At 68.3% G+C, this 22,711-nt stretch carries 25 protein-coding genes; 13 read left to right on the forward strand and 12 right to left on the reverse strand.

Annotated elements, in window-relative coordinates:
• Nucleotides 1-2: 2 nt before the first annotated feature.
• The 3 genes from ACIRCZ_RS09395 to ACIRCZ_RS09405 form a co-directional block, all read right to left on the reverse strand.
• Nucleotides 3-242 (reverse strand): EsaB/YukD family protein, encoded by a 240-nt coding sequence (locus tag ACIRCZ_RS09395; protein ID WP_055898255.1) that lies wholly within the window; start codon nt 240-242, stop codon nt 3-5.
• On the reverse strand, nt 239-616 hold the full coding sequence (locus ACIRCZ_RS09400; RefSeq protein ID WP_402852214.1) for a hypothetical protein: 378 nt from the start codon (nt 614-616) through the stop codon (nt 239-241). Before ACIRCZ_RS09400 ends, ACIRCZ_RS09395 begins: the two co-directional genes overlap by 4 nt.
• A 148-nt stretch (nt 617-764) precedes the next feature.
• Nucleotides 765-1,055, reverse strand: a complete 291-nt coding sequence (locus ACIRCZ_RS09405) for a WXG100 family type VII secretion target (RefSeq protein WP_402852218.1) — start codon at nt 1,053-1,055, stop codon at nt 765-767.
• A gap of 165 nt (nt 1,056-1,220) precedes the next feature.
• Here ACIRCZ_RS09405 and ACIRCZ_RS09410 point away from each other — a divergent pair, with 165 nt between their 5' ends.
• From ACIRCZ_RS09410 to ACIRCZ_RS09420, 3 genes are all read left to right on the forward strand, one after another.
• A complete protein-coding gene (locus ACIRCZ_RS09410) occupies nt 1,221-1,535 on the forward strand; it encodes a chorismate mutase (RefSeq protein WP_055898246.1) in 315 nt (104 codons plus the stop codon).
• The gene (locus ACIRCZ_RS09415) at nt 1,532-2,458 is read left to right on the forward strand and encodes an SDR family NAD(P)-dependent oxidoreductase (protein WP_402852222.1); all 927 of its coding nucleotides are present in this window, start codon (nt 1,532-1,534) and stop codon (nt 2,456-2,458) included. The genes ACIRCZ_RS09410 and ACIRCZ_RS09415 overlap by 4 nt, the downstream gene beginning before the upstream one ends.
• Before the next feature lie 67 nt (nt 2,459-2,525).
• Nucleotides 2,526-2,945: an organic hydroperoxide resistance protein gene (locus ACIRCZ_RS09420; RefSeq protein WP_055898238.1), complete on the forward strand. Its 420-nt coding sequence runs from the start codon at nt 2,526-2,528 to the stop codon at nt 2,943-2,945.
• A gap of 30 nt (nt 2,946-2,975) precedes the next feature.
• Here the strand turns inward: ACIRCZ_RS09420 and ACIRCZ_RS09425 are convergent, their stop codons facing one another.
• Nucleotides 2,976-4,469 (reverse strand): glycosyltransferase, encoded by a 1,494-nt coding sequence (locus tag ACIRCZ_RS09425; RefSeq protein WP_402853591.1) that lies wholly within the window; start codon nt 4,467-4,469, stop codon nt 2,976-2,978.
• Nucleotides 4,470-4,610: 141 nt separating this feature from the next.
• Between ACIRCZ_RS09425 and ACIRCZ_RS09430 the strand changes: the two genes are divergently transcribed.
• A complete protein-coding gene (locus tag ACIRCZ_RS09430) occupies nt 4,611-5,522 on the forward strand; it encodes a DMT family transporter (RefSeq protein WP_402852226.1) in 912 nt (303 codons plus the stop codon).
• Nucleotides 5,523-5,652: 130 nt separating this feature from the next.
• Here ACIRCZ_RS09430 and ACIRCZ_RS09435 read toward each other — a convergent pair whose 3' ends face one another.
• Complete coding sequence (locus ACIRCZ_RS09435) at nt 5,653-6,426, reverse strand: class I SAM-dependent methyltransferase (protein ID WP_402852229.1); 774 nt, start codon at nt 6,424-6,426, stop codon at nt 5,653-5,655.
• 20 nt (nt 6,427-6,446) lie between these two features.
• Nucleotides 6,447-8,765: a phosphoribosylformylglycinamidine synthase subunit PurL gene (gene purL, locus ACIRCZ_RS09440; protein WP_055898224.1), complete on the reverse strand. Its 2,319-nt coding sequence runs from the start codon at nt 8,763-8,765 to the stop codon at nt 6,447-6,449.
• A gap of 146 nt (nt 8,766-8,911) precedes the next feature.
• On the opposite strand from purL, the gene ACIRCZ_RS09445 reads away from it, so the two are divergent.
• On the forward strand, nt 8,912-9,571 hold the full coding sequence (locus tag ACIRCZ_RS09445) for a DUF2461 domain-containing protein (RefSeq protein ID WP_402852232.1): 660 nt from the start codon (nt 8,912-8,914) through the stop codon (nt 9,569-9,571).
• A gap of 10 nt (nt 9,572-9,581) precedes the next feature.
• Here the strand turns inward: ACIRCZ_RS09445 and ACIRCZ_RS09450 are convergent, their stop codons facing one another.
• The 4 genes from ACIRCZ_RS09450 to ACIRCZ_RS09465 form a co-directional block, all read right to left on the reverse strand.
• Entirely contained in the window at nt 9,582-9,803 is a 222-nt protein-coding gene (locus tag ACIRCZ_RS09450) for a hypothetical protein (RefSeq protein ID WP_055898215.1), read from the reverse strand.
• A gap of 65 nt (nt 9,804-9,868) precedes the next feature.
• Entirely contained in the window at nt 9,869-11,842 is a 1,974-nt protein-coding gene (locus tag ACIRCZ_RS09455) for a hypothetical protein (RefSeq protein WP_402852236.1), read from the reverse strand.
• Nucleotides 11,843-11,940: 98 nt separating this feature from the next.
• Complete coding sequence (locus ACIRCZ_RS09460) at nt 11,941-13,278, reverse strand: FtsX-like permease family protein (protein ID WP_402852239.1); 1,338 nt, start codon at nt 13,276-13,278, stop codon at nt 11,941-11,943.
• Entirely contained in the window at nt 13,275-13,985 is a 711-nt protein-coding gene (locus tag ACIRCZ_RS09465; protein WP_402852242.1) for an ABC transporter ATP-binding protein, read from the reverse strand. Before ACIRCZ_RS09465 ends, ACIRCZ_RS09460 begins: the two co-directional genes overlap by 4 nt.
• A gap of 193 nt (nt 13,986-14,178) precedes the next feature.
• On the opposite strand from ACIRCZ_RS09465, the gene ACIRCZ_RS09470 reads away from it, so the two are divergent.
• Complete coding sequence (locus ACIRCZ_RS09470) at nt 14,179-14,598, forward strand: polyketide cyclase (protein ID WP_402852245.1); 420 nt, start codon at nt 14,179-14,181, stop codon at nt 14,596-14,598.
• Complete coding sequence (locus ACIRCZ_RS09475; RefSeq protein ID WP_055898195.1) at nt 14,595-15,035, forward strand: MarR family winged helix-turn-helix transcriptional regulator; 441 nt, start codon at nt 14,595-14,597, stop codon at nt 15,033-15,035. The genes ACIRCZ_RS09470 and ACIRCZ_RS09475 overlap by 4 nt, the downstream gene beginning before the upstream one ends.
• A 44-nt stretch (nt 15,036-15,079) precedes the next feature.
• Here ACIRCZ_RS09475 and ACIRCZ_RS09480 read toward each other — a convergent pair whose 3' ends face one another.
• The gene (locus ACIRCZ_RS09480) at nt 15,080-16,366 is read right to left on the reverse strand and encodes an adenylosuccinate synthase (protein WP_402852248.1); all 1,287 of its coding nucleotides are present in this window, start codon (nt 16,364-16,366) and stop codon (nt 15,080-15,082) included.
• Between the two features lie 116 nt (nt 16,367-16,482).
• Here ACIRCZ_RS09480 and ACIRCZ_RS09485 point away from each other — a divergent pair, with 116 nt between their 5' ends.
• The 5 genes from ACIRCZ_RS09485 to ACIRCZ_RS09505 all read left to right on the forward strand — a co-directional run bounded on the left by ACIRCZ_RS09485 (nt 16,483) and on the right by ACIRCZ_RS09505 (nt 21,089).
• Nucleotides 16,483-17,121 (forward strand): TetR/AcrR family transcriptional regulator, encoded by a 639-nt coding sequence (locus tag ACIRCZ_RS09485; protein WP_055898187.1) that lies wholly within the window; start codon nt 16,483-16,485, stop codon nt 17,119-17,121.
• Nucleotides 17,118-17,912, forward strand: coding sequence for a hypothetical protein (locus ACIRCZ_RS09490; protein WP_402852252.1), 795 nt, complete (start codon nt 17,118-17,120; stop codon nt 17,910-17,912). The genes ACIRCZ_RS09485 and ACIRCZ_RS09490 overlap by 4 nt, the downstream gene beginning before the upstream one ends.
• Entirely contained in the window at nt 17,909-19,762 is a 1,854-nt protein-coding gene (locus ACIRCZ_RS09495) for a YhgE/Pip family protein (protein ID WP_402852255.1), read from the forward strand. Before ACIRCZ_RS09490 ends, ACIRCZ_RS09495 begins: the two co-directional genes overlap by 4 nt.
• Before the next feature lie 68 nt (nt 19,763-19,830).
• Nucleotides 19,831-20,676, forward strand: coding sequence for a metallophosphoesterase (locus tag ACIRCZ_RS09500; RefSeq protein ID WP_402852258.1), 846 nt, complete (start codon nt 19,831-19,833; stop codon nt 20,674-20,676).
• Nucleotides 20,673-21,089, forward strand: a complete 417-nt coding sequence (locus ACIRCZ_RS09505; RefSeq protein WP_402852261.1) for a DUF3052 domain-containing protein — start codon at nt 20,673-20,675, stop codon at nt 21,087-21,089. The genes ACIRCZ_RS09500 and ACIRCZ_RS09505 overlap by 4 nt, the downstream gene beginning before the upstream one ends.
• 30 nt (nt 21,090-21,119) lie before the next feature.
• Here the strand turns inward: ACIRCZ_RS09505 and ACIRCZ_RS09510 are convergent, their stop codons facing one another.
• Nucleotides 21,120-21,767 (reverse strand): TrmH family RNA methyltransferase, encoded by a 648-nt coding sequence (locus ACIRCZ_RS09510; RefSeq protein WP_055898172.1) that lies wholly within the window; start codon nt 21,765-21,767, stop codon nt 21,120-21,122.
• A 130-nt stretch (nt 21,768-21,897) separates the two neighbouring features.
• Here ACIRCZ_RS09510 and ACIRCZ_RS09515 point away from each other — a divergent pair, with 130 nt between their 5' ends.
• Nucleotides 21,898-22,695, forward strand: coding sequence for an HAD-IIA family hydrolase (locus tag ACIRCZ_RS09515; RefSeq protein WP_157480454.1), 798 nt, complete (start codon nt 21,898-21,900; stop codon nt 22,693-22,695).
• Nucleotides 22,696-22,711: the final 16 nt, after the last annotated feature.

Below are 22,711 nucleotides of genomic sequence, written 5' to 3' on the forward strand. Positions count from 1 at the left end.
GCTCACCTCTTCGTCATAATCTGCAGGCGATCACCGTTGCCGACACCGAACGATGCGATCACGTCAGAGCCGCTCAGCCCGAGAGCCTTGTCGTCGAGCGCCAGGGAGAAATCGCCGGGCAGCACCAGGCCCTTTTCGGCGAAGGCAGCTCCGATCAACCGACGCAGTCTGTCGAGCGTGACTTCGCCTGGCACGACCAGATCAATCTGCTTGCCCTGCAACACAAGGGTGATCTCGATCACGCAGCTGCTCGCTTTCGTCGCGCCCAGAGCCTCCCCAGCACCAGACCCGCCACCAGCACGAGTGGGACGCCTGCCCCCAGCACGAGGGCGTAGAGGACCGGAGACTCCGTGCGGGCTTCGCGAACCTCGGAAAGCACCGCCGTGGAGTAGTCATCGAACAGCGCTTCCCGCACAGCTTGGTGTTCGCCGGCAACGACACCGGACGGCGCGAACGTCACGGTGCCGACCACACCGAGCCGTTCGGCGTCGGCCTCTCGCTGCTCGTGTGCCCGAGCCGCGAGATCTGCCGAGAACAGCCTGCCGCGAATGGCGAAATCACCGGCGGTGCCCGTGCCGACCGACTCGTTGACCAGGACGTTGGTGTTCAGATCCAATCGCCCGGCGTCGTCGTCGGTATCGGCGGTGGCGGGCGACGCCGCGTGTGCGCCGACTGTCAGAGCGACAGCAAGCGTGCACACGAGGATGCTGTGCGCCGGGAAACGCGACCGTGGTCGCATCGTGTCTCTGTGGTGTGGAACGGGTTCAGAAGCCGAAGCTCTGCGCGTCCTGCGCGTCGCGTTCGGCGATGGTGTCGGCATATTTGTTGAGTTGCTCATTGATGTTGACCAGCAGTTCCTCGAACTTCTTCACGCTGTCGTGAAGCTGGTTGTACTGCTCGAGATATGCCTGGAAAGCCTGGCCCTTCCACTGCTCGGCAATGGTCGAGTTCATCTGGTTCACATTCTGGATCGATTGCTCGATCTCTTCCTTCGAACGCGTGTAGACCTGAGCCTGCTGCTTCAATTCTTCTGGTGTGACACTGATCTGGCCCATGTGAACCCCCTATATCATGATGAAATACCGCATTACTATTTAACGTTCTTGTACGGTTGTGCAACAAATGTTGAATGTGTTTTAACGTATAGGCGGCGAATGGCGCGCGTCAAGTCCGGGCGCATCCCAGCGGCGGCACAGTGCCGGGTCGGATAAAGTCGGAGAATGGGTCAGAACGAGGACACTGCCGAAGCGCTCGAGCGGCTGCACAGCATCCGGCAGAGCATCGACAACATCGACGCAGCGGTCGTGCACATGCTCGCCGAGCGCTTCAAGTTCACGCAGCAGGTCGGAGCGCTGAAAGCGGAGCACGGGCTCCCCGCCGCCGATCCTGAACGCGAACGCGAGCAGATCCAACGGCTACGCGCCCTCGCGGAGGAGAGCCACCTCGACCCGGCATTCGCGGAGAAGTTCCTCAACTTCATCGTCGCCGAGGTCATCCACCATCACGAACGGATCGCCACAGAGAGCGCCAGGTGACCTGGGACCCTGCCGCCGTGCCGAACGCGCACGGCAAGACGGTCGTGGTCACGGGCGCCAACGCAGGCGTCGGATACTTCGCCAGCGAACAGCTTGCAGCGGCGGGTGCCCACGTGGTGCTCGCCTGCCGCAGCCCTGAACGAGCGGAGGCGGCCGTGTCGGCGATCCGCCGCCGCGTCCCGGGTGCGAGCGTGGAGGCGACGCCTCTCGACGTGGCAGACGCGGGGTCCGTCACCGAGGCCGCAGACGCGCTCCTGCAGCGGGAGCGGGTCGACGTGCTGCTCCTCAACGCCGGCATCGTGCATCCACCGGCAGACAGAGCAGTGGATGCGCGCGGCAACGAGCTCGTGCTGTCCACCAACGTCCTCGGTCACTTCCAGCTCACCGCTCTCGCATTTCCCGTGCTCGAGCGCACGCCGGGCGCGCGGATCGTCACGCTCGGCTCCCTGGCGACCCTGCTCTCGCGCTTCCCGGTCGACGACCTGCAGCTCGACGGGAGCTACAACTCCTGGAACGCGTACGCGCAGTCGAAGATCGCGGCGCAGGTGCTCGGGTTCGAGCTGGACAGGCGGCTGCGAGCGGCCGGGAAGGACATCGCGAGCGTTGTCGTGCATCCCGGGTACTCCACCTCTGGCCGCACCCCGGGCATCCGGGGCGTGAACCAGCCGTCGAAGGCGAAGCGCTTCGCCGACAACCTCCAGGCCGCTTGGACGCAGGGCAAGGACCACGGTGCCTGGGTCCCGGTGCGCGCTGCGCTCGACCCCGAGGTGCGCGGCGGAGACTTCCTCGGCCCGCGCTGGGTGACGAAGGGCGCACCCGCCCGCGCGCTCGCCACACGCACGAGCCGCGACAGGACGGTCGGGGCGCGAGTGTGGGAGCTGCTGGAGGAGTACACGGGACAGCGGTTCACCGTCGCTCCCTGACGCCATACACCCACCCACCCCACCGGTCTCCCAGCGGCCGTTCAGAGCGCTGCTGTGTGCTGAAGGCATGGATATCGCTTACACCGCAATCGCGCACGCCACTGGTGGGGGACGGGACGGACACGTCCGCAGCGAGGACGACCGGATCGACTTCGACACCCGCCCGCCGAAGGAAATGGGCGGATCGGGTGAGGGGACCAACCCGGAGCAGTTGTTCGCCGCGGGGTACGCTGCCTGCTTCCTTGGCGCCATCCACGCCGTCGGCCGTAGCGAGAAGCTGGACACCACCGACGCCGCCGTCTCGTCGAGCGTCGGCATCGGAGGCAACGGCGAAGGTGGATTCGCGCTCGCCGTCGAGCTGGACGTGTACATCCCGCGCGTCGGCAGGGAGCAGGCAGACCTGCTCGCCGAGAAGGCGCACCAGGTGTGCCCGTACTCGAACGCCACCCGCGGAAACATCCCGGTGAAGGTCACGATCGTCGAGTAGCCGGCGTCCGCGCGCGCAGCGACGGCCACGTCAGTTCGTCGCGACCCGCCCGACCTTCTCCGTCTTGTCCCAGCGCGCCTCGACGTGCGCGAGTTCTTTCAGGTACGAGTCGAACGTGATAGCGCACAGCAGCGAACCGTAGCCGGCCAGGTAGATCAAGGTCGGCGCGAGCCAGCGGCCGGCGCGGGTGCGGTCCGCCGTGCGCGCGAGCCACGCGACCACCATCGAGAACGGGATCCAGATGTAGATGGCGAGCGTCAGCCAGAACAGGGTCGCGCCGCTGAGGGTGGCGCCGAACAGGCCTGGCAGCCACACCAACATCACCTTCGGGAACAGCGCCGTCAGCATCACCAGGATGTTGACGATGCCGGGGAACAGCAGGATCTGACCCAGCTCGCGTCTGCTGGTCGCCGCATCCGTCATCGAGCCGAGGATCAGGATGAACAGGTAGGCGAGGGCCGCGGAGATCCAGAGCACGCGGAACACGTTGGTCGCGAAGTCCTGCTGCAGGAAAAGCAGCCCGGCCAGCCCGATCGACGACGCGATCATGATGAGCGGAAGCAGCCACAGGCTGAACCAGACGATGCCGAACGTCCATGCGCCGAGGTGGTGGTTGCCGCTGGGGCGGAACCAGATGTTCTTGTAGCGCGCCGTCACCGTCACGTTGCCGCGCGCCCAGCGCAGCCGCTGCTTCCACAGCGCGTCGACCGACCTCGGCTCCTCCGCGAGCACGTGGGCGTGCGGTTCGAAGACGACCTTGCGGCCCTTGAGCTGGGTCTCGAACGTGGTGATCGTGTCCTCAGCGAGCGACGACGTGTCGATCTGACCGCCGATGGCGAGCAGGTTCTCCCTAGTGTGCAGTTGCGCGCCTCCGGCGAGGCAGGCCTGCGCACCCATCACGTTCTGTGCGCGGCGCGCTGCCGGCTGCGACAGCACGTACTCGACGCCGATGAACTTCGTCAGGAAGTTGCGGTCGCTGCTGCCCTCGCGGATGTACGCGGAAACGGCGCCGACGTCGGGGTCGGCGAAGTGGCGGGTCATGCGGCGCAGGGAGTCCGGCAGGTAGATGACGTCGGCGTCCATGATGAGGAGCGCCTCCATCCAGTCGTCCTTGAGGATCTCGCGGATGCCGTGGTTGAGGGTGTGCGCCTTGCCTTCTCCGCCCTTGTCACGGCGGAGCAGCACCACGTTGCCGGGATAGAGAGCCTCCTTCTCGCGGACCACATCCGGAGTCAGGTCGGTGCTCGCGTCGTCGACCACGAAGATGCGCAGCGCCTCACGGGGATAGTCGAGCTTCATCAGCCGGTCGATGGATGCGCCGATCACCGCGCCCTCGTTCCAGGCCGGAACCACGATCGCCACCCTCGGCAGGTACGGCTTTGCCTTGCCGTAGTGGTTGATGAACGCGTGGAACGGGATGACGACGAACGTCGCCGCCGCCGCGATGACCGGGATCAGCCCGGTGAGTGCCAGGATCAGGCACACCCAGACGCCGATCGCTTGCAGTACGGCCACCACGTCCATGTCTGCCTCCCCTTCGACGGCCACGATACCAACAGGAGACAGCCCGGTCTGCTCGCCGGTCCGGCAGGGATGCGCGGATGCGCTCCGCGCCGCGTCCGATTCCTGCCAGCGGGCGTCGGCGGGTACCGATAGCGTCGGACCGTGAAGGTCGCACTGCAGTTCATCGCCATGGGTCTCGTCTGGGGCGCCAGCTTCCTGTTCATGAAGGTCGGGCTGGAGGGCGTGAGCTTCGGTCAGGTGGTGTGGGCGCGCCTGGTCTTCGGCGCGATCACGCTGGTGGTCATCGCGATCATCACCCGCAGCAGGCTCCCGCGCGAGCCCATCGTCTGGTTGCACTTCCTGGTGGTAGCGCTCACGTACTGCGTCATCCCGTATCTGCTGTTCGCCTGGGCGGAGCAGTACGTCTCCTCCAGCCTGGCGAGCATCTACAACGCCGTCACCCCGATCACCACGGCCATCCTGGTCACGGTCGCGTTCCGGGTGGAGAAGCTGAACCGAGACCAGGTCCTCGGCGTGGCGATCGGCGTGCTCGGAGTGGTGATCGTGGTCGGTCCGTGGCAGATCGCCGCGCTCTCCGGCAGCCTGTGGGGGCAACTCGCGTGCCTCGGCGCTGTCACCTGCTACGGCTTCAGCTTCGGCTACATCCGCCGCTTCATCAGCCACAGGGCCATGCCGGCCACCACCATCGCGGTGATGAACATCGGCGTGGCCGCCGTGGTCATGCTGCTGCTGACGCCCGTCATCGCCTGGGGACCGATCACGTTCAGCTGGCCGGTGCTCCTCAGTCTGCTCGCGCTCGGAGCTCTGGGGACCGGCGTGGTCTACATCTGGAACATGAACGTGCTGCGCGCGTGGGGGCCGACGGCGACCTCCGGGGTGACCTACGTAACGCCCGTGGTCGGCGTCGCGCTCGGCATCCTGGTGCTCGGCGAGACGCTGAGCTGGAACGAGCCGGTCGGCGCGCTGGTGGTGATCGCCGGCATCCTGCTGACGCAGCAGCGCGTGCGGCTGTTCACGCGTCGGCAGGCGGAGCTGGTGGACCGGGCGGCGTAGCCGGCCGCGACATCCGCCTAGCGCAGGGCGTAGCCGCCGTCGACGTAGAGGGTCGACCCTGTCGTGTATGTGCTGGTGAACAGGTGCACCACAGCGTCGCGGCCCGCGAGACGCTCGATGCTGCACTGAGTCATGCCACTGACTTCCGCGCCTCGATGAGCGTGCGCGACGAGTACGCCACGAACGCGCCCTCCCGCTCGATCAGCTCGTGCAACGCCAGCAGGCGGTCGCGGTAGCGGTCCACCGTGAAGTCGGGCACCCACCAGATCACCTTGCGCAGGATGTAGACGACAGCGCCGATGTCGAAGAACTCCATCCGCAGCCGCTCGGTGCGCACGTTGACGATGTCGAGCCCTGCCGCACGCGCATCCCTGGTCTCGTCGTCGGGGTGGCGTCCGCGGTGGTTCGCCTCCGGCAGCGGCCCGGTGAAGAACTCGATCAGCTCGAAGGCGCTCTCCGGGCCGACGTGCTGGGCGAAGTACGTTCCGCCCGGCTGGAGCACGCGGGCGAGCTCCTCCCACCAGATCGTCGCGGGGTGGCGGCTGGTCACCAGGTCGAAGGCGGCGTCGGCGAACGGCAGCGGAGGCTCGTCGGGGTCGGCGACGACCACAGCACCCAGTGGATGCAGCAGTCGCGTCGCCACCGCGACGTTCGGCGCCCACGACTCCGTCGCGACCATCACGGGCGGGAACTGCGCAGCGGACGCGAGCACCTCGCCACCGCCGGTCTGCACGTCGAGCGCGGCACGGGCACCCAGCAGCCGGTCGGCGAGCAGGCGGGCGTACCCCCAGCTCGGCCGCTGCTCGGTGGCGCGGCCGTCCAGCCAGGAGAAGTCCCAGCCGGACACGTCGACGGCGGCCGCCTCAGCGACCAGCTCGTCGAAGCTGCGAGACGGGCGCGACATCGTGCGAGAAGGCGCCGCCGTCAGGCGACGACCGGGCCGAAGTGCTCGGGGAGGGTCGAGCGGTGGGTGCCACGCAGCTCCTCCAGGCCGACCGTGAACTGGTCCTGGACCTCGAGGACCGGCTGTGCGCCGACCTCGGCGTCCGTGACGCCGATGCGCAGCGCAGGCACCCCGCGACCCTCGCAGAGGCCCCGGAACTTCACGTCGTCCTCGCGCGGAACGGAGACCAGCACGCGGCCCGTCGACTCGCTGAACAGGGCGGTCGCCGCATCCACGCCGTCGCGCTCCATGATCTCGGTGATCCAGACGCGTGCGCCGACGCCGAAGCGCATGACCGACTCGGCGAGAGCCTGGGCGAGGCCGCCGTCCGACAGGTCGTGCGCCGACGCGACGAGACTCTCGACCGACGCGGCGTGCAGCAGCTCGGCCAGGTTGCGCTCACCGGCGAGGTCGACCGCAGGCGGACGTCCGCCGAGGTGCCCGTGGACGGTGCCCGCCCAGGCGGAGCCGTCGAGCTCTTCGCGGGTGACGCCGAGCAGGTAGATGTTGTCGCCCTCGTCCTGCCAGCCGCTCGGGATGCGGCGGGCCACGTCGTCGATGACGCCGAGCACGCCGACCACCGGGGTCGGGAAGATCGGGTTGGTGCCTGTCTGGTTGTAGAACGACACGTTTCCGCCGGTGACCGGGATCTCGAGTTCGAGGCAGGCATCCGACAGGCCCTCGACGGCCTGCGAGAACTGCCACATGACCTCGGGGTTCTCCGGGCTGCCGAAGTTGAGGCAGTCGGTGACCGCCGCGGGCACAGCACCGGATGCTGCGACGTTGCGGTACGCCTCGGCCAGGGCCAGCACAGCACCCTGCTTCGGATCGAGCTGGCAGTAGCGGCCGTTCGCATCGGTGGCGATGGCGAAGCCGAGGCCGCTCTCCTCGTCGACCCGGATCATGCCGGAGTCGTCGGGGAAGGCGAGGGCGGTGTTGCCGCCGACGAAGTAGTCGTACTGGTCGGTGATCCAGCCCTTGTCGGCCAGGTTTGCGCTGCCGAGCAGTGCGAGGAACTGGTCGCGCAGCTCGTCGCCGCTGGTCGGGCGGGCGAGACGCGAGGCACTGTCGGCCTGCAGGGCGTCGATCCAGGCCGGGTACGCGACCGGACGCTCGTAGACCGGGCCGTCGACCGCGACGGTGCGTGGCTCGACGTTGACGATCTCCTCGCCGTGCCAGTTGATGACGAGGCGGCCGGTGTCGGTGACCTCGCCGAGCACGCTGGTCTCGACGTCCCACTTCGCGGTGACCGCGAGGAACGCATCCAGCAGCTCTGGCTTGACGACGGCCATCATGCGCTCCTGGCTCTCCGACATGAGGATCTCCTCAGCGGTGAGCGTCGGGTCGCGCAGCAGCACCTTCTCCAGCTCGATGAACATGCCGCCGTCGCCGTTCGACGCCAGCTCGCTGGTGGCGCAGGAGATGCCGGCGGCGCCCAGGTCCTGGATGCCCTCGACCAGCTTGTCGCGGAACAGCTCGAGGCAGCACTCGATGAGTACCTTCTCGGCGAACGGGTCGCCGACCTGCACGGCAGGACGCTTGGTCGGGCCGCCGGCAGAGAACGTGTCGGACGCCAGGATGCTCGCGCCGCCGATGCCGTCGCCGCCGGTGCGGGCGCCGAACAGGACGACCTTGTTTCCGAGGCCTGACGCGTTGGCGAGGTGCAGGTCTTCGTGACGGAGGACGCCGACAGAGAGGGCGTTCACCAGCGGGTTGCCCTGGTATACCGGGTCGAAGTATGTCTCGCCGCCGATGTTCGGCAGGCCGAGGCAGTTGCCGTAGAACGAGATCCCGGAGACGACGCCGTGCACGACGCGGGCGGTGTCCGGGTTGTCGATGGCGCCGAACCGCAACTGGTCCATGACCGCCACGGGCCGCGCGCCCATCGAGATGATGTCGCGGACGATGCCGCCGACGCCGGTCGCAGCGCCCTGGAACGGCTCGATGTAGGAGGGGTGGTTGTGCGACTCGACCTTGAAGGTGACCGCCCAGCCCTCGCCGACATCCACGACACCGGCGTTCTCGCCCATGCCGACCATGAGGTTCTTCTTCATGGCGGGCGTGACCTTCTGCCCGAACTGCCGCAGGTACATCTTCGACGACTTGTACGAACAGTGCTCCGACCACATGACCGAGTACATGGCGAGCTCACCGCTCGTCGGGCGCCGCCCCAGGATCTCCCTGATGCGCGCGTACTCGTCCTCCTTCAGGCCGAGCGCCGCGAAGGGCTGCTCGCGCTCAGGAGTGGCGATCGCATTCTCGACGGTGTCGACGACGTGCGTGGTGGTGGTGTCGGTCACGCTGGCACTCCAAAGAGGGGAGACGGTGGCGGGGATGCGACCAGTCTACCGGGGGTGGCGGGGTGCGGAGGGCGGGGTGCGGATGGTGCCAGGATGGTCGTGTCGAGAGGACGCGGGATGCAGATTTCGAGAGAACGAGCGCGGCGATGACCAGGGCAGCGTTCCCCGGCTGGTCGCGCGCCGCAGCCGACTTCTACCTCGGGCTCGAGGCCGACAACTCGAAGGCGTACTGGAGGTCGCACAAGGAGGTGTACGAGACGCAGGTGCTCGCGCCGATGCTGGCGCTGCTCGCCGAGCTTGCCGACGAGTTCGGGAACGGGACAGTGTTCCGGCCGTACCGCGACGTGCGGTTCAGTCAGGACAAGTCGCCGTACAAGACGCACATCGGCGCACTTCTCGAACGCGGCTACGTGCAGTTCTCGGCGTCGGGGCTCGGCGTCGCAGCCGGTTATCACACGATGGCGCCGGACCAGCTCGACCGCTACCGCGCAGCCGTCGCGGACGACGAAAGCGGCCCCGCCCTCGAGGACGCGATCGCGGCGGTCGAGGCACGTGGGCTGACGGTGGTCAGCCACGACTCGCTGAAGACTGCACCGCGCGGCTACCCGAAGGAGCATTCGCGGATCGAGCTGCTCCGCCGCAAGAACCTGGCCACCTGGCGCGAGTGGCCGGCGGACACCGCGTGGATCGGGTCGAAGGCAGTCGTGGCGCACATTGCGGACGCACTGCGCGCATCCCGAGTGCTCGGGGCGTGGCTGGAGGAGCACGTGGGGGCAAGCGAGCTGGAGGGGCGCGAACGGCCGTAGGCGAGGATCGCTATCGAGGCGGCAGGGTCGGCGCTTCGCGGTCGGCCCGCGCGACGCGGTCGGGCTGGGCGGTGGGATCGCTCCGCGCTCGCAGCAGGTTGTTGAGTCCGGCGAGCGTCGCGGCGCCACTCAGCACGAGGAGTTCGACCGGCAGGTGCGTGGTGAACGCGCCGATCAGCAGGGTCAGCGCGCCGACCAGGAACACGAAGGACGACCAGCCGGCACGGTGCATGGACTCAGCGTTCCACCTCGGTGCGGCGAAATCAATCACGCTCCCGGCCTCATCGTCCCGGCCTCTCACCTGGGCTTCGTGCGGAAGGAGCGGCTGAGCGCCGTACCCAGAACGCCAGCGAGCAGGCCGACAGCGAAGACGAGCATCCAGGTGAAATCGACGGTGCCGGCGACGGCGACCCGCTCGGGGGTGATGTTCTTGGCGGCGATGGGGGCGGAGAAGAAGTCGTGGATCTTGCCGGTGTCGACACCCTGCGTCCTCGTGTTGGCCAAGACCGTTGAGAAGTTCCGGTAGAACTGCCGGCTCGTGCCCAGCTCAGTGCTGCCCGCCGACAGCAGGCCACTGACCCCGCTGTGTACCGCTTCGGCACCAGTGAACGTGGCGTTTGCGCTGTTCAGGAGCGCTTCGAACAAGAGGAGGTTGTCTGGGACGTTCAGTGTGTCGGCGGCGAGTTGTCCGCTGGTTTCCGCCGTCTGGGTCACCAGGTCGGCGATGCTCAGATACAGCGCGTCACTGTTGTCGATGTACACCCCGGCACTGTCCGGGTCGTAGGCGGTCCAGTCTTTGACCTCGAGACCGTCGACCACGCTCGCTTCGAGAACGGAATCCTTAACGGCAGTGCGTGTCCCGTCGAGCCAGCCGCCCAGATTCTCGAGATGGGTCTCGAATGCCGGGGCAGGCAGGTCGCCCACCTTCAGCGCATCCCTCGCACTCTTGAGAGATGAGACGTCCGCCTTCAGGGTGTCGAGCGCTGCCGGATCAAACGCCGGACCACCCGGAACGGTCGGTGTAGCAGGAACGAGCGGAATGCTGGGAACAGTCGGACCATTCGGAATCGCAGGAACGAGGGGAACGGTCGGAACGGTCGGAACGCCAGGACCAGGCTGGACAGGCGCGTCTGTCGGGTCGCCGGAGGGGTCGAGCAGCGCTACGAGCGCTTCCAGGTTCGTGATGCTGTCGTCCAGGCTGGTCCGCATCCCCAGCATGGTCGTCTGCAGGGAGTCGATCGCCCCGGTGTAGTCCGTGGCGTAGTCCGTGATGGCTTGTCGCAACGAGGCAAGGTGGCTCTCCAGGTGCGGAGAAACCGTGCCGTTCGCATCCGAGCACGGAGCCGCGCCCTCGGTGGAATCGGCCCGGCTCAGCCTGCAGAGGATGCTGGCTTTCAACCCATCGAATTGCGCGCCGTAGAAGGCTCGATCGGAGGCGGCTTGGTCCGTGACCCTCGTGTTGCTGTTGGCTGCGTTGATCTGCGCGATCTCCCGCTGCCGTTTCGCGTGATCGTCGATCTCGTACAGCTTGCTCGAAAAGGCCTCGCCGGTGCGGGCGAGGGTGTCAGTGACCGTCTCGGAGAGGCTGTTCTGAGCTTCGACTGTTGCAGCGTTCACGTCTTTGAGGCCGGTGGCGCTCGAGACGAAGCCGTGGAAGTCCGGCATCGTTCCCGAGAACGGCTCCTCGACGTCCGATGTCAGGGCCGCGATGAGAGCTTCCTGGTTGCCGAGGGTGGCATTCAGGTAGCCGTCGGCTTCCGCGATGTTGTCGGCAACAGAGGCGTAGTACATCTTGACGACGCTCTGGTTGAATCCGTAGACGATGTCGACGATCCTGCTCTGCAGCAGCCGGTCCGACTGCTCGTCCACCTGTGGTCGAAGCCTGTACTCGACCGTCGCCTTGGTCGGGGCGAGTTCCTGGAGCGTCAGAATGTCATGCGAGAACGACTGCGGCAGGTAGATGGCCGCGTCGACGGACCCATCCTTGTAGGCCTTCTCAGCGACTGGCCGGGAGAGAATGGTCCAGTTGTACTCGGAGTCCTTCGTGACCCTGTCGACGAAGTCCGAACCGAACGCATACGCCTTGCCGTTGAACGCAGCAGGGAGATCCTCATTGACCAGAGCCACCGTCGGCGTGAACACATGGGAGCGCTCGGCGAGCTCACCATTCACGACGAGGAAGCCGAGCACCACCGTCACGAGCAGCAGGGTTGCAGAAACAAAGCGTGCAACCCACGACTTCCGCTCCACCCCGCGGAACAGGCGCGTCATACTGATATCTCCTCATTTACTGTCTTCCCTGAAGAAATATCGTACTACACGCGGTGGTGAATTCTCGCTGTGCAATCAAGCGGGATCGAGTTGCTGCCTCACAGCGACGGCGACGGGTCTGCCAGCACACGGGCGAGCACCGGACGCGTCGCGCGGAGTCCCAGCCAGACGAGGAAGATGCCGGCGGCCAGGCATCCCGCGATCATGAGGAGGCTCGCCGGAGCGACGAGCAGGCTGAGGCCGGTGAGCGGGAAGATCACGACCGCCGCCGTCACCGCAGAGCCGATCGTGGTGATGCGCAGCGGGGAGAGGACGGCGCGGGAGCGGGCGGCGTTCATCGTCTCCACGGGCATCCCGAGCCTGTCGAGACTGACGTAGATGGCGCGGCGGTCGAGCACGGCGGACGCCTGGTTCACGCCGACGGAGCAGGCGACCATGAGGAACGACGCGACCACGGTGATGATGACTCCCGTGCGGATGTCGGCGAAGAGCTGCAGTGATTGAGCGTCCGCCTTCCCGCTGTCGGCTGCGACACCGAGCAGGGCGACCCCGACGCCGGCGAAGACGGCCATGAAGCTCGTCATCGCCACACCGGACACCTGCCGCCACGCCGCCTTGGGCGACTCCAGGATGCTGCGGGCGGCGAGCAGCCTGGTCGGCGTCTTCGCGCGCTTCGCCTGGCCGGATGCCACCAGCCTGAGCACCCACGGTCCAACGAGGTTGAGCACAGCGACCGTTCCGCCGAAGCCGACGGCCATGATCGTCAGCACCACGCCGAAGCCGGAGGCGAGCTGAAGCACGCTCATGGCCATGAAGGTCACCGCGACGACGCCCAGGCCGATGACCACCCGCATCCAGTGCATCCTGGGCGCCGTCTGGCGGGTGCGCACCCCGAGCGGCGACAGGATCACGCCGCGCAGCCCGATCACGGCGCTGAGCGCGGCGAGCGCTCCCACCGCCAGGACCACGACGGCGACGAGCAGTGGATGCAGGAAGACGGTCGCGCCGAGCGGCTCGCCCCGGAACGGGATCAGCCCGACCAGCGGCGCGGCTCCGAGCGAGACGACCACACCAGCGAGTGCGCCCACCAGGGCGAGCACGGTCGACTCGATGACGGTCAGGGCTGTGACGGTGCCCGGCGTCGCCCCGAGGAGGCGGAGGCTAGCGAGCCTGTCGTCCCTGCGACGCGCCGAGAGCCGGGCGGCGGAGCCGCCGAGCGCGACCAGCGGCACGATCAGCAGGGCGAGGGCGACGACCGCGAGCAACTGGTAGAGGAATGCGGTCTCCCCGGTCCAGGAGAAGAACGCCTGCGCCCCGCCGGCGACGATGAGCAGGAGGGCGGTGACGACGGCGAAGGCGACGACGGGCAGCACGATGGTCCCGCGGTCGGCTGCGGAGCGGCGGCCGAGCAGCCAGGCGAGCCTGAGGGTGTTCATCGGGTGACCGCCTCGTCCACGATGCGGCCGTCCGCGAGGCGGAGCACGCGCGAGCAGCGGGCGGCGACCTCCTCGTCGTGGGTGACGACCACGAGCGAGCGACCGCGACCCGTGGTCGAGCCGATCAGCGCATCCATCACCTCGACGGAGGTGTGCGAGTCGAGCGCGCCGGTCGGCTCGTCGGCGAAGACGATGGATGCGCCCGTCACCTGAGCCCGAGCGATCGCGACCCGCTGAGCCTGGCCGCCGGAGAGCTGGCCGATGCGCCGCGTCTCGTAGCCTGCGAGGCCGAGCGCGGCGAGCCAGCCTGCCGAGTTCTGCTCGGCCGCAGCTCGCGCAGCGCCTCCGAGCATGAGCGGGAGCGCGACGTTCTCGATCACAGTCAGCTCCGGCAGCAGGAAGCCCTGCTGGAACACGAACCCGAACGCCTCGCGTCGCAGTCGGGAGCGCTCCTTCTCGCCGAGCGCCGTGACCTCGAGAGGTCCGTGCGGTGTCGCGAGGGTGACGCTGCCGGTGTCCGGCTTCACGATTCCTGCGAGGACGTGCAGCAGAGTGGTCTTTCCTGAGCCGGATGCGCCCATGATCGCCACGGAGTCGCCGACGTTCAGCCGGAAGTCGACACCGGCGAGCGCGACGGCGGCGCCGTACGCCTTGGTGAGGCCGATGGCCGCGAGGGCCGGGTGCTGGACGGTGGGATCTGAGGTCATGCATCCATCGTCTTCGCCACGGACCGGGCGCACATCGGTCGGGGGCCTCATCCTGGGCGGCTGGGCGTCATCCTCGCGATGGAGGTCGGGAGCACGACAGGACCGAGAAGTTCACCGAAGGTCTTGTGCATCGGTTCATCTCGTCGTATTATCTATGCATAGATGATCTACTCCTAGACAGAAAGGCACGATCATGTGGAGCACAGAGCACACCGCAGAGACCACGCTCTCCCGCGACGCCGTCTGGGCGGCGCTGCGCGACCTGCACACCGGGGACCTCACCTACGACGGCGCAGACACCTTCGAGCTCGACGGCCCGTTCGCCGTCGGGACCGAGCTCACGATCACCCCTGTCGGGCAAGATCCGTTCCGCTCGACCATCGTCGACCTCGTCGACGGCGTCACGTACGCCGACCGCACCGTCTACGGCGACGTCACGCTCACCTTCCGGCACACCCTGACCGACACGGCAACCGGCACCAGCGTCACCCACCGCCTCGACATCACCGGCCCAGCCGCCGACGAGGTCGGCCCGGAGCTCGGCCCGCAGATCAGCGACGACTTCCCAGAGTCGATGGCCGCCCTCTTCGCGCAGGCCACACTGAGAGCATGACGAAATTCCCGGAGGGTCCGACCGCCAGCCCCGGCTTTCTGCTCTGGCACGCCACACTGCGCTGGCAGCGGGCGATGGCGGAGGCGCTCACCCCGCTCGACCTGACGCACGCGCAGTTCGTGATCCTCGCATCCACCTGGTGGCTGAACGGCGCAGGCGAGCGACCCAACCAGGCGCGGCTGTCCGAGTTCACCGGGTCGGATGCGCGCATGACCTCGGAGGTGGTGCGCCGCCTGCTCGCCAAGGGCCTCCTCGAACGCGAGCAGGACCCTGCGGACACCCGTGCGAAGGTGCTGCACGCGACCGAGGCCGGGCGCGAGCTGGCGGCGGCCGCGATCGAGGCGGTCGAGTCCGCGGACACCGCGTTCTTCACCCCCGCGGCCGCCGCAGCACCGGATGCACTGCTCCCGCTGCTGCACGCGCTCAGCGCCCGCTGAACGCGGTTCGGCAGGAACGACGGCGCGACGCGGGGCGCCGAACGTCAGTCCACGAGGTCGTGGCGCACCACGATCTCGTCGCGCGCCGGGCCGACGCCGATCGCCGAGATGCGGGCGCCGGACAGCTTCTCCAGCGCGATCACGTAATCCTGCGCGTTCTTCGGCAGGTCATCGAAGGTGCGCGCACCGCTGATGTCCTCGGTCCAGCCGGGGAACTCCTCGTAGATCGGGGCGGCGTGGTGGAAGTCGCTCTGCGACGCGGGAACCTCGTCGTGACGCACGCCGTCCACGTCGTACGCGACGCAGACAGGGATGCGCTCGATGCCGGTGAGCGTGTCCAGCTTGGTGAGCACGAAGTCGGTGACGCCGTTGATGCGCGCCGTGTAGCGGGCGACAGGCGCGTCGTACCAGCCGGTGCGGCGCGGGCGACCCGTGGTGGTGCCGAACTCGAAGCCGCGCTCGCGCAGGAACTCTCCCCACTCGTCGAACAGCTCGGTCGGGAACGGGCCGGCGCCGACACGGGTCGTGTACGCCTTGACGATCGCGATGACGCGGTCGATGCGGTTCGGGCCGATGCCGGAGCCGGTCGCCGCCCCGCCCGCGGTGGAGTTGGAGGAGGTGACGAACGGGTACGTGCCGTGGTCCACATCCAGCATCGTGGCCTGACCGCCCTCGAACAGGACGTACTTGCCTGCCTCGAGCGCCTGGTGCAGGAGCAGCGAGCTGTCGACGACCATCGGCCGGAGGCGCTCCGCGTAGCTCAGCAGCTGCTCGACGACCTCGTCGACGCTGATGGCGCGGCGGTTGTAGACCTTGACCAGCAGGTGGTTCTTCTGGTCGAGGGCTCCCTCGACCTTCTGGCGCAGGATGTTCTCGTCGAACAGGTCCTGGATGCGGATGCCCACCCTGTTGATCTTGTCGGCGTAGGTCGGGCCGATGCCGCGGCCGGTGGTGCCGATCTGGCGCTTGCCGAGGAAGCGCTCCGTGACCTTGTCGATGGTGCGGTGGTACGAGGTGATGACGTGCGCGTTGGAGCTCACCTTGAGGCGGGACACGTCGACGCCGCGGGCGATCAGCCCGTCCAGCTCCTCGAACAGCACCTCGATGTCGACGACGACGCCGTTGGAGATGACGGGCGTGACGCCCTCGGTCAGGATGCCGGACGGAAGCAGGTGCAGCGCGTACTTCTCGCTGCCGACGACCACCGTGTGGCCGGCGTTGTTGCCTCCGTTGAACTTGACGACGTAGTCGATGCGGCTGCCGAGGAGGTCGGTCGCTTTGCCTTTGCCTTCGTCGCCCCACTGGGCGCCGATGATCACGATCGCGGGCACTTTTCGGTCCTCTCGATGGGATGAGCGCGCCGGCGTCCTTCGGGTCGACCGTCGCACTCGATCCTATCAAGCCATTATCTTGCACACCGCTGTGCAAGAAGAGTATGATCGATTGCATGCCCACCTCCACCACCCGCGCCCCCCGGCGCGACGCAGCAGCGAACAGGGAGGCGATCATCGCGGCGGCCGCAACGGCGCTCAACGAGGACATCGACGCCTCCCTCGAGACCATCGCCGCCCGCGCCGGTCTCAGCCGCCGCGCCATCTACGGCCACTTCGCCACCAGGGACGACCTCCTCATCGACGTCTTCACCCGCGGCGCGGCCAGGCTCGCCGCCCTGCTCGACCCTGTCTCCCATCCGGATGCGCTGGTCGAGATCGCTCTGTTCGGCGCCACCCTCTGGGCCGAGGTCGAGCACGTGCGCGTCAGCGCGGCCCTGGCCGTGCGCGGCCCGCACCGGGAACTCGTCGGCGCGGCCCTCGACCCGGCCCGCGAGCGGCTGCGCGACACCGTCCAGCGCGGCATGGCAGCAGGGCGCATCCGCACCGACCTCGACCTGGACACCGTCACCAGACTCATCGAGAACGCCGCCGTCGCCGTGCTCGACGAGGCCACCAGCGCCAAGCTCACCAACGAGGCCGGCCACCGGCTCGTGATGCTCGCCGGACTGAGCGCAGCAGGACTCGGCTGGCGAGAAGCGGATGCGCTCATCGCCGAAACCCCCGAACTCGGCTTCCAGGAGGTCGCAGCATGAAGATCGTCCTCGACAGAGTCGCCAAAGGCGCACACAACGCCGCCCTTCCGCCCGCCACCGTGTCGTTCCAGACCGGCGAGGTGACGCTCGCCAGGGCGGAGACGGAGCAGCGGCCGTCCGTGCTCGGCCTGATCGCGTCCGGCCGGATGCGGCCGGACGCCGGAACCGTCACCATCGACGGTGCCACCGACTACTCGGCCATGCGAAAGCGCATCGCCCTCATCGACGCGCCGGACGTCTGCGAGCCTGCTGCGGACGTGACCGTGGCCGGGATCGTCGCGGAGGAGCTCATGTTCGCCGGGCGCGCCTCCAATCCCATCGCCGTCAACAGGCGGCTGGGCGAGCTGGGTGCTTCCGAGTGGGCGCGGTTCGCCATCGGCAACGTGCCGCCGACCGTGCGCATCAAGCTGCTCGCAGAGCTCGCGCTCATGAGGAAGGGCGTCGACGGTCTCGTCATCACGTCGCCGGACAGGCACGGTGGAGACCCGAACGAGTGGTGGGAGCTCGCCCGCGGGCTCGCCGCCAGGGACATCGCGGTGCTGGTCGTGGCCGGGGACGCCTCTGCGGCCGCCATCGCCGCCTCCACGATGATCACCCGCCTCGGTGAGACCGCCGCGAACGCCACCTTCGACGAAGACCCGGGGCGCGACGACACCGACGAGCTGCCAGACCTCATCGTCGCCCCAGCACTCGCACAGCGCGCAGACCGCGCAGCCACCGCAGACCGCGCAGACACCGCAGACACCCCAGAACGTGCAGACAGCGCCAAGCGCGCAGAGGAAGCCGAATGAAGATCCCCCAGATGATCGCGGCGGAGTTCCGCCGTCTCACCGCCAGCCCGATGTCGATCGTGGCGCTCATCGCCCTGATGTGCGTACCGGTGCTCTACGGCGGCCTGTACCTGTGGGCCAACCAGAACCCGTATGCGAACCTCAACAAGATCCCGGCGGCGATCGTGGTCGACGACAGCGGCACGACGGTCGACGGCAAGACGGTCAACTACGGCGACGAGGTGGCGGACGAGCTCATCAGAGACGGCTCGTTCGACTGGCACCGCGTGGAATCCGGCTCCGCCGCGAGCGGGGTGGACGACTCGAAGTACGACTTCTCCATCACCTTCCCCGCCGACTTCTCCGAAGCCCTGGCCTCCGCATCCACGTCGTCTCCGCACCGCGCGACGGTGACCCTCACGACCAACGACACCAACAGCTACCTGGCGTCCACCATCGGAACGCAGGCCGCGGAGAAGATCCGCACCTCGATCGTCAAGAAGGTCAACCAGCAGGCCGCAGAGCAGTTCCTGCTCGGGCTCGCCGACATCCGCTCCAACCTCGTGTCGGCCGTGGATGGTGCGAACAAGCTCGTCGACGGCAGCGAGACCGCGCGCTCCGGCGCATCCACTCTCGCCGACGGCACCAGCCAGCTGGCGACCGGTTCGCAGCAGTTGTCGGATGCGCTCGCCCAGCTCTCCTCCGGCGCAGGACAGGTGAGCGACGGCGCTGCGCAGGTCGCAGCGGGCAACGACCAGCTCGCCGCGAAGGCCGGCCAGGCGGGAAGCGCGGCGGCCCAGCTCGCCGCGGACGCACCGGCTGTCGGCCAGAAGCTTCTCGCGCAGTTGCAGCAGGCGGGTGCGACGCAGGAGCAGCTCGACCAGGTGTCGGCGGCGCTCGGCACGATCGACGCCAAGGTGCAGGACGGCAACGCCCAGGTGCAGACCCTCGTCGGTCAGGTCAACCAGCTCGCCGCCGGCGCCGATCAGGTCGCCTCCGGAGCATCCCAGGTGGCTTCGGGCTCGACGCAGGCGGCCGGTGGCGCCGCGCAGCTCGCCGATGGCAGCAAGCAGGCGGCGACGGGCGCATCCCAGTTGCGGGACGGCCTCACCACCCTGCACGACGGCACGGCCACGCTGCGCGACGGACTGACGAGCGGGGTCGACCAGATCCCGGACAACTCGCCGTCGCTGCAGAAGAAGCAGGCCACAACGATCGCCGACCCTGTGAACCTCAAGAACGACTCGATCACCTCGGCGGGGACGTACGGAGCCGGCCTCGCACCGTTCTTCGTGGCGCTGGCGGGCTGGATCGGCATCTACGCCCTGTTCCTGATCGTCAAGCCCGTCTCCCGCCGTGCCATCACGGCGCTGCACTCGCCGGTGAAGATCACTCTCGCCGGCTGGCTCACCCCCGGTCTGCTCGGCGCCATCCAGATGGTCGGGCTGTTCGCGATCGTCTCAGGGGCCCTCGGGTTCCGGATCGACAATCCGCTCGGGATGTACGGGCTGATGGCCCTGGCGTCTCTCACGTTCGCGGCGATCATCCTGGCGCTGAACGTGTGGCTGGGCAGCGTCGGTCAGTTCCTCGGCCTCGTGCTGATGGTGCTGCAACTCGTGACAGCGGGAGGCACGTTCCCGTGGCAGACGTTGCCTGGCCCGCTGGCTGCGCTGCACCACGTCTTGCCGATGTCGTACGCCGTCGACGGCATCCGGCAGCTGATGTACGGAGGCAATCCGGCGACCGCCTGGGCGGACGCAGGCGTGCTCGGGCTGTGGCTGCTGATCGCGCTGCTGGTCTCGGCGATCGGCGTCACGAGGATGACGCACTTCCGCACGCTGCGCGACCTGCGGCCGAGCCTGATCGGGTGACGGCGGCCGTCTGATCCGGTGACGGTGCTGCCTGATCAGGTGACGGTGCCGGGCGGTAGGGTGTCCGCGTGAGCGACACCCTCCGCATCCTGCACCTGTCGGACACCCACCTGTACGGCGACGGCCGCCTGCACTACGGGCTGGTCGACACGCTCGCTGCGCTCGACAGGGTGCTGGCGCGGGCGGCGACGCTCGAGTCGATCGACCTGGTCGTCGCGTCAGGCGACCTGTCGGACGACGGCAGCCAGGAGTCGTACCGGCTGCTGGCCGACCGGCTGGAGCCGTGGGCGTCCGAACGGGATGCGCGCGTCGTCTACGCGATGGGCAACCACGACATCGCCGCAGGCTTCGAGCAGGTGCTCGGCGCCCGCGAGACCGTCACCGACCTAGACGGCTTCCGCATCGTGACCGTCGACTCCGTGGTGCCTGGCGCGGGCTACGGACGCGTCGACGCCGCACAGCTCGAACGCCTGCGCAGCGTGCTGGCCGAGCCGTCTGCGCGCGGGACGATCCTGGTGCTGCATCACCCGCCCGTGCCGCCGACCACCGGGCTGTTCGAGACGCTCCGACTGGTCGACCCCGACGCGCTCATCGACCTCTGCACGGCCACCGACGTTCGGCTGGTGCTCGCCGGGCACTATCACCACGCGCTCGTCACCGAGGCCGGGCCGCGACGCATCCCCGTCGTGGTCGCTCCCGCCGTCGCCAACACCACCGACGTGCTCTGGACGCCAGAGCGCGAACGCGCCGTGCGAGGCTCCGGGTTCGCCGTCGTGCAGGTGCCCGTGGCCGGACCGGTGCGTGCCCACGTCGTCTCCGCGCCGGCGCCGGACGACGGGCAGACGGTCTACGACCTCTCCCCTGCCGACATCCGGCGCATCGCCGACGCATCGGGATGGACGGGACGCGCGTGACCGCCGCGGCCGGATACTCCGGCACTCCGCTCTGGAAGAAGCTCGGCCTCAAGCCAGGGATGCGCGCCCAGGTGCTGCACGCCGACGAGGGCTGGAGCATCCCGCTCGACGGCGGACCGGCGGGGATCGACTGGCTCGCACCGGAGGAGACGGAGCCGGCCGGGCTGGTGCTCGCCTTCTACCGCAGCGCCGCAGACTACCTCGCAGAACTCGACGGGCTCGGCGCGCGCATCCGGCCGGACGGGATGCTGTGGGCGGCCTGGCCGCGCAAGGCGGCCGGGCACGTGAGCGACCTCGACGAGAACCTGATCCGCGACGCAGCGCTCGACCGCGGCCTGGTGGACGTGAAGGTCGCCGCGGTGGATGCGGACTGGTCGGGGCTCAAGATCGTGTGGCGGCGGGAGAACCGCTGAGCGTTGCCCTGGACGCGCGGCGCGGCCTGCTCAGCTCGCGAACGACACGTGCTGCAGCACCCAGGCGTGCATCGCGACCGCCGCTGCCGCCGACGCGTTGATCGACCTGGTCGAACCGAACTGCGAGATCTCGACCACCGCATCCGCGGCGGCGATCGCCTCGTCCGACAGCCCTGGTCCCTCCTGCCCGAACAGCAGCACGCACTCGCGCGGGAACGAGAAGGTCTCGATGATGACGGACCCTGGGACGTTGTCGATCGCGATGATCGGCAGTCCGGCCTCCCGTGCCCAGGCGACGAACCCGGCGACGTCGTCGTGGTGCGAGACATGCTGGTAGCGATCGGTGACCATCGCGCCGCGCTTGTTCCAGCGGCGGCGGCCGATGATGTGCACCGTGTCAGCGGCGAACGCGTTGGCGCTGCGCACGATCGACCCGATGTTCATGTCGTGCTGCCAGTTCTCGATGGCGACGTGGAACGGGTGCCTGTGCTCGTCGAGGTCGGCGACGATCGCGGTCATGGTCCAGTAGCGGTAGCGGTCGATCACGTTGCGGGTGTCGCCGTGCTGCAGCAGCTCACGGTCGTAGCGCTCGTCCTCCGGCCACTCGCCCTGCCACGGCCCGACGCCGTTCGTCGTCCACTCCGCCGTTCCCGCCGCGCCCGTTTCGCTCTCCGCCACCCCCCGAGCGTATCCCGCCGTCGAGTCCTGAGTTCTTCGCGGCAAATCCTCGATTCGGGCTGAAAAACCCCGAGCTCGATCGTGGGGGTCGAGTGGGGCGAATAAGCTGGGCCTGTCGAAAGGGGATTGCGTGGCGCGACGCGACGAGATCGAATGCTGGCTCACCGACATGGACGGCGTGCTCGTGCACGAGAACCATGCTCTTCCTGGGGCGTCCGCCCTCATCCAGCAGTGGCGGGACGACGGCACCCCCTTCCTCGTGCTCACCAACAACTCCATCTTCACGCCGCGTGACCTCGCGGCCCGCCTGCGGGCATCCGGACTCGACGTGCCGGAGGAGTCCATCTGGACCTCTGCGCTCGCCACCGCCGACTTCCTCAAGTCGCAGATCCCCGGCGGCAGCGCGTACGTCATCGGCGAGGCCGGCATCACGACCGCGCTGCACGAGGCCGGCTTCATCATGACCGACACCAACCCCGACTACGTGGTGGTCGGAGAGACGCGCTCGTACTCCTTCGACGCCATCACCAAGGCCATCCGCCTCATCGGCAAGGGCGCGCGCTTCATCGCCACCAACCCGGATGCGACGGGACCGAGCGCTGACGGCCCGCTGCCGGCGACGGGCGCCGTGACCGCCATGATCACCAAGGCCACCGGCATGGAGCCGTACGTGGTCGGCAAGCCCAACCCGATGATGTTCCGCTCCGCGATGAACCGCATCGGAGCGCACTCCGAGAACACCGCGATGATCGGCGACCGGATGGACACCGACATCGTCGCGGGCATCGAGGCCGGGCTGCACACGATCCTGGTGCTCACCGGCATCAGCGACCAGAGCGAGATCGACCGCTACCCGTTCCGTCCGGACGAGATCCTGAACGGCGTGAGCGAACTGGTCGCGGCGGAACCGCACGAGACGGACCTGTAGGCCGCGATACGTCCTG

This window comes from Leifsonia sp. NPDC102414, assembly GCF_044765685.1.
Lineage (GTDB): Bacteria > Actinomycetota > Actinomycetes > Actinomycetales > Microbacteriaceae > Leifsonia.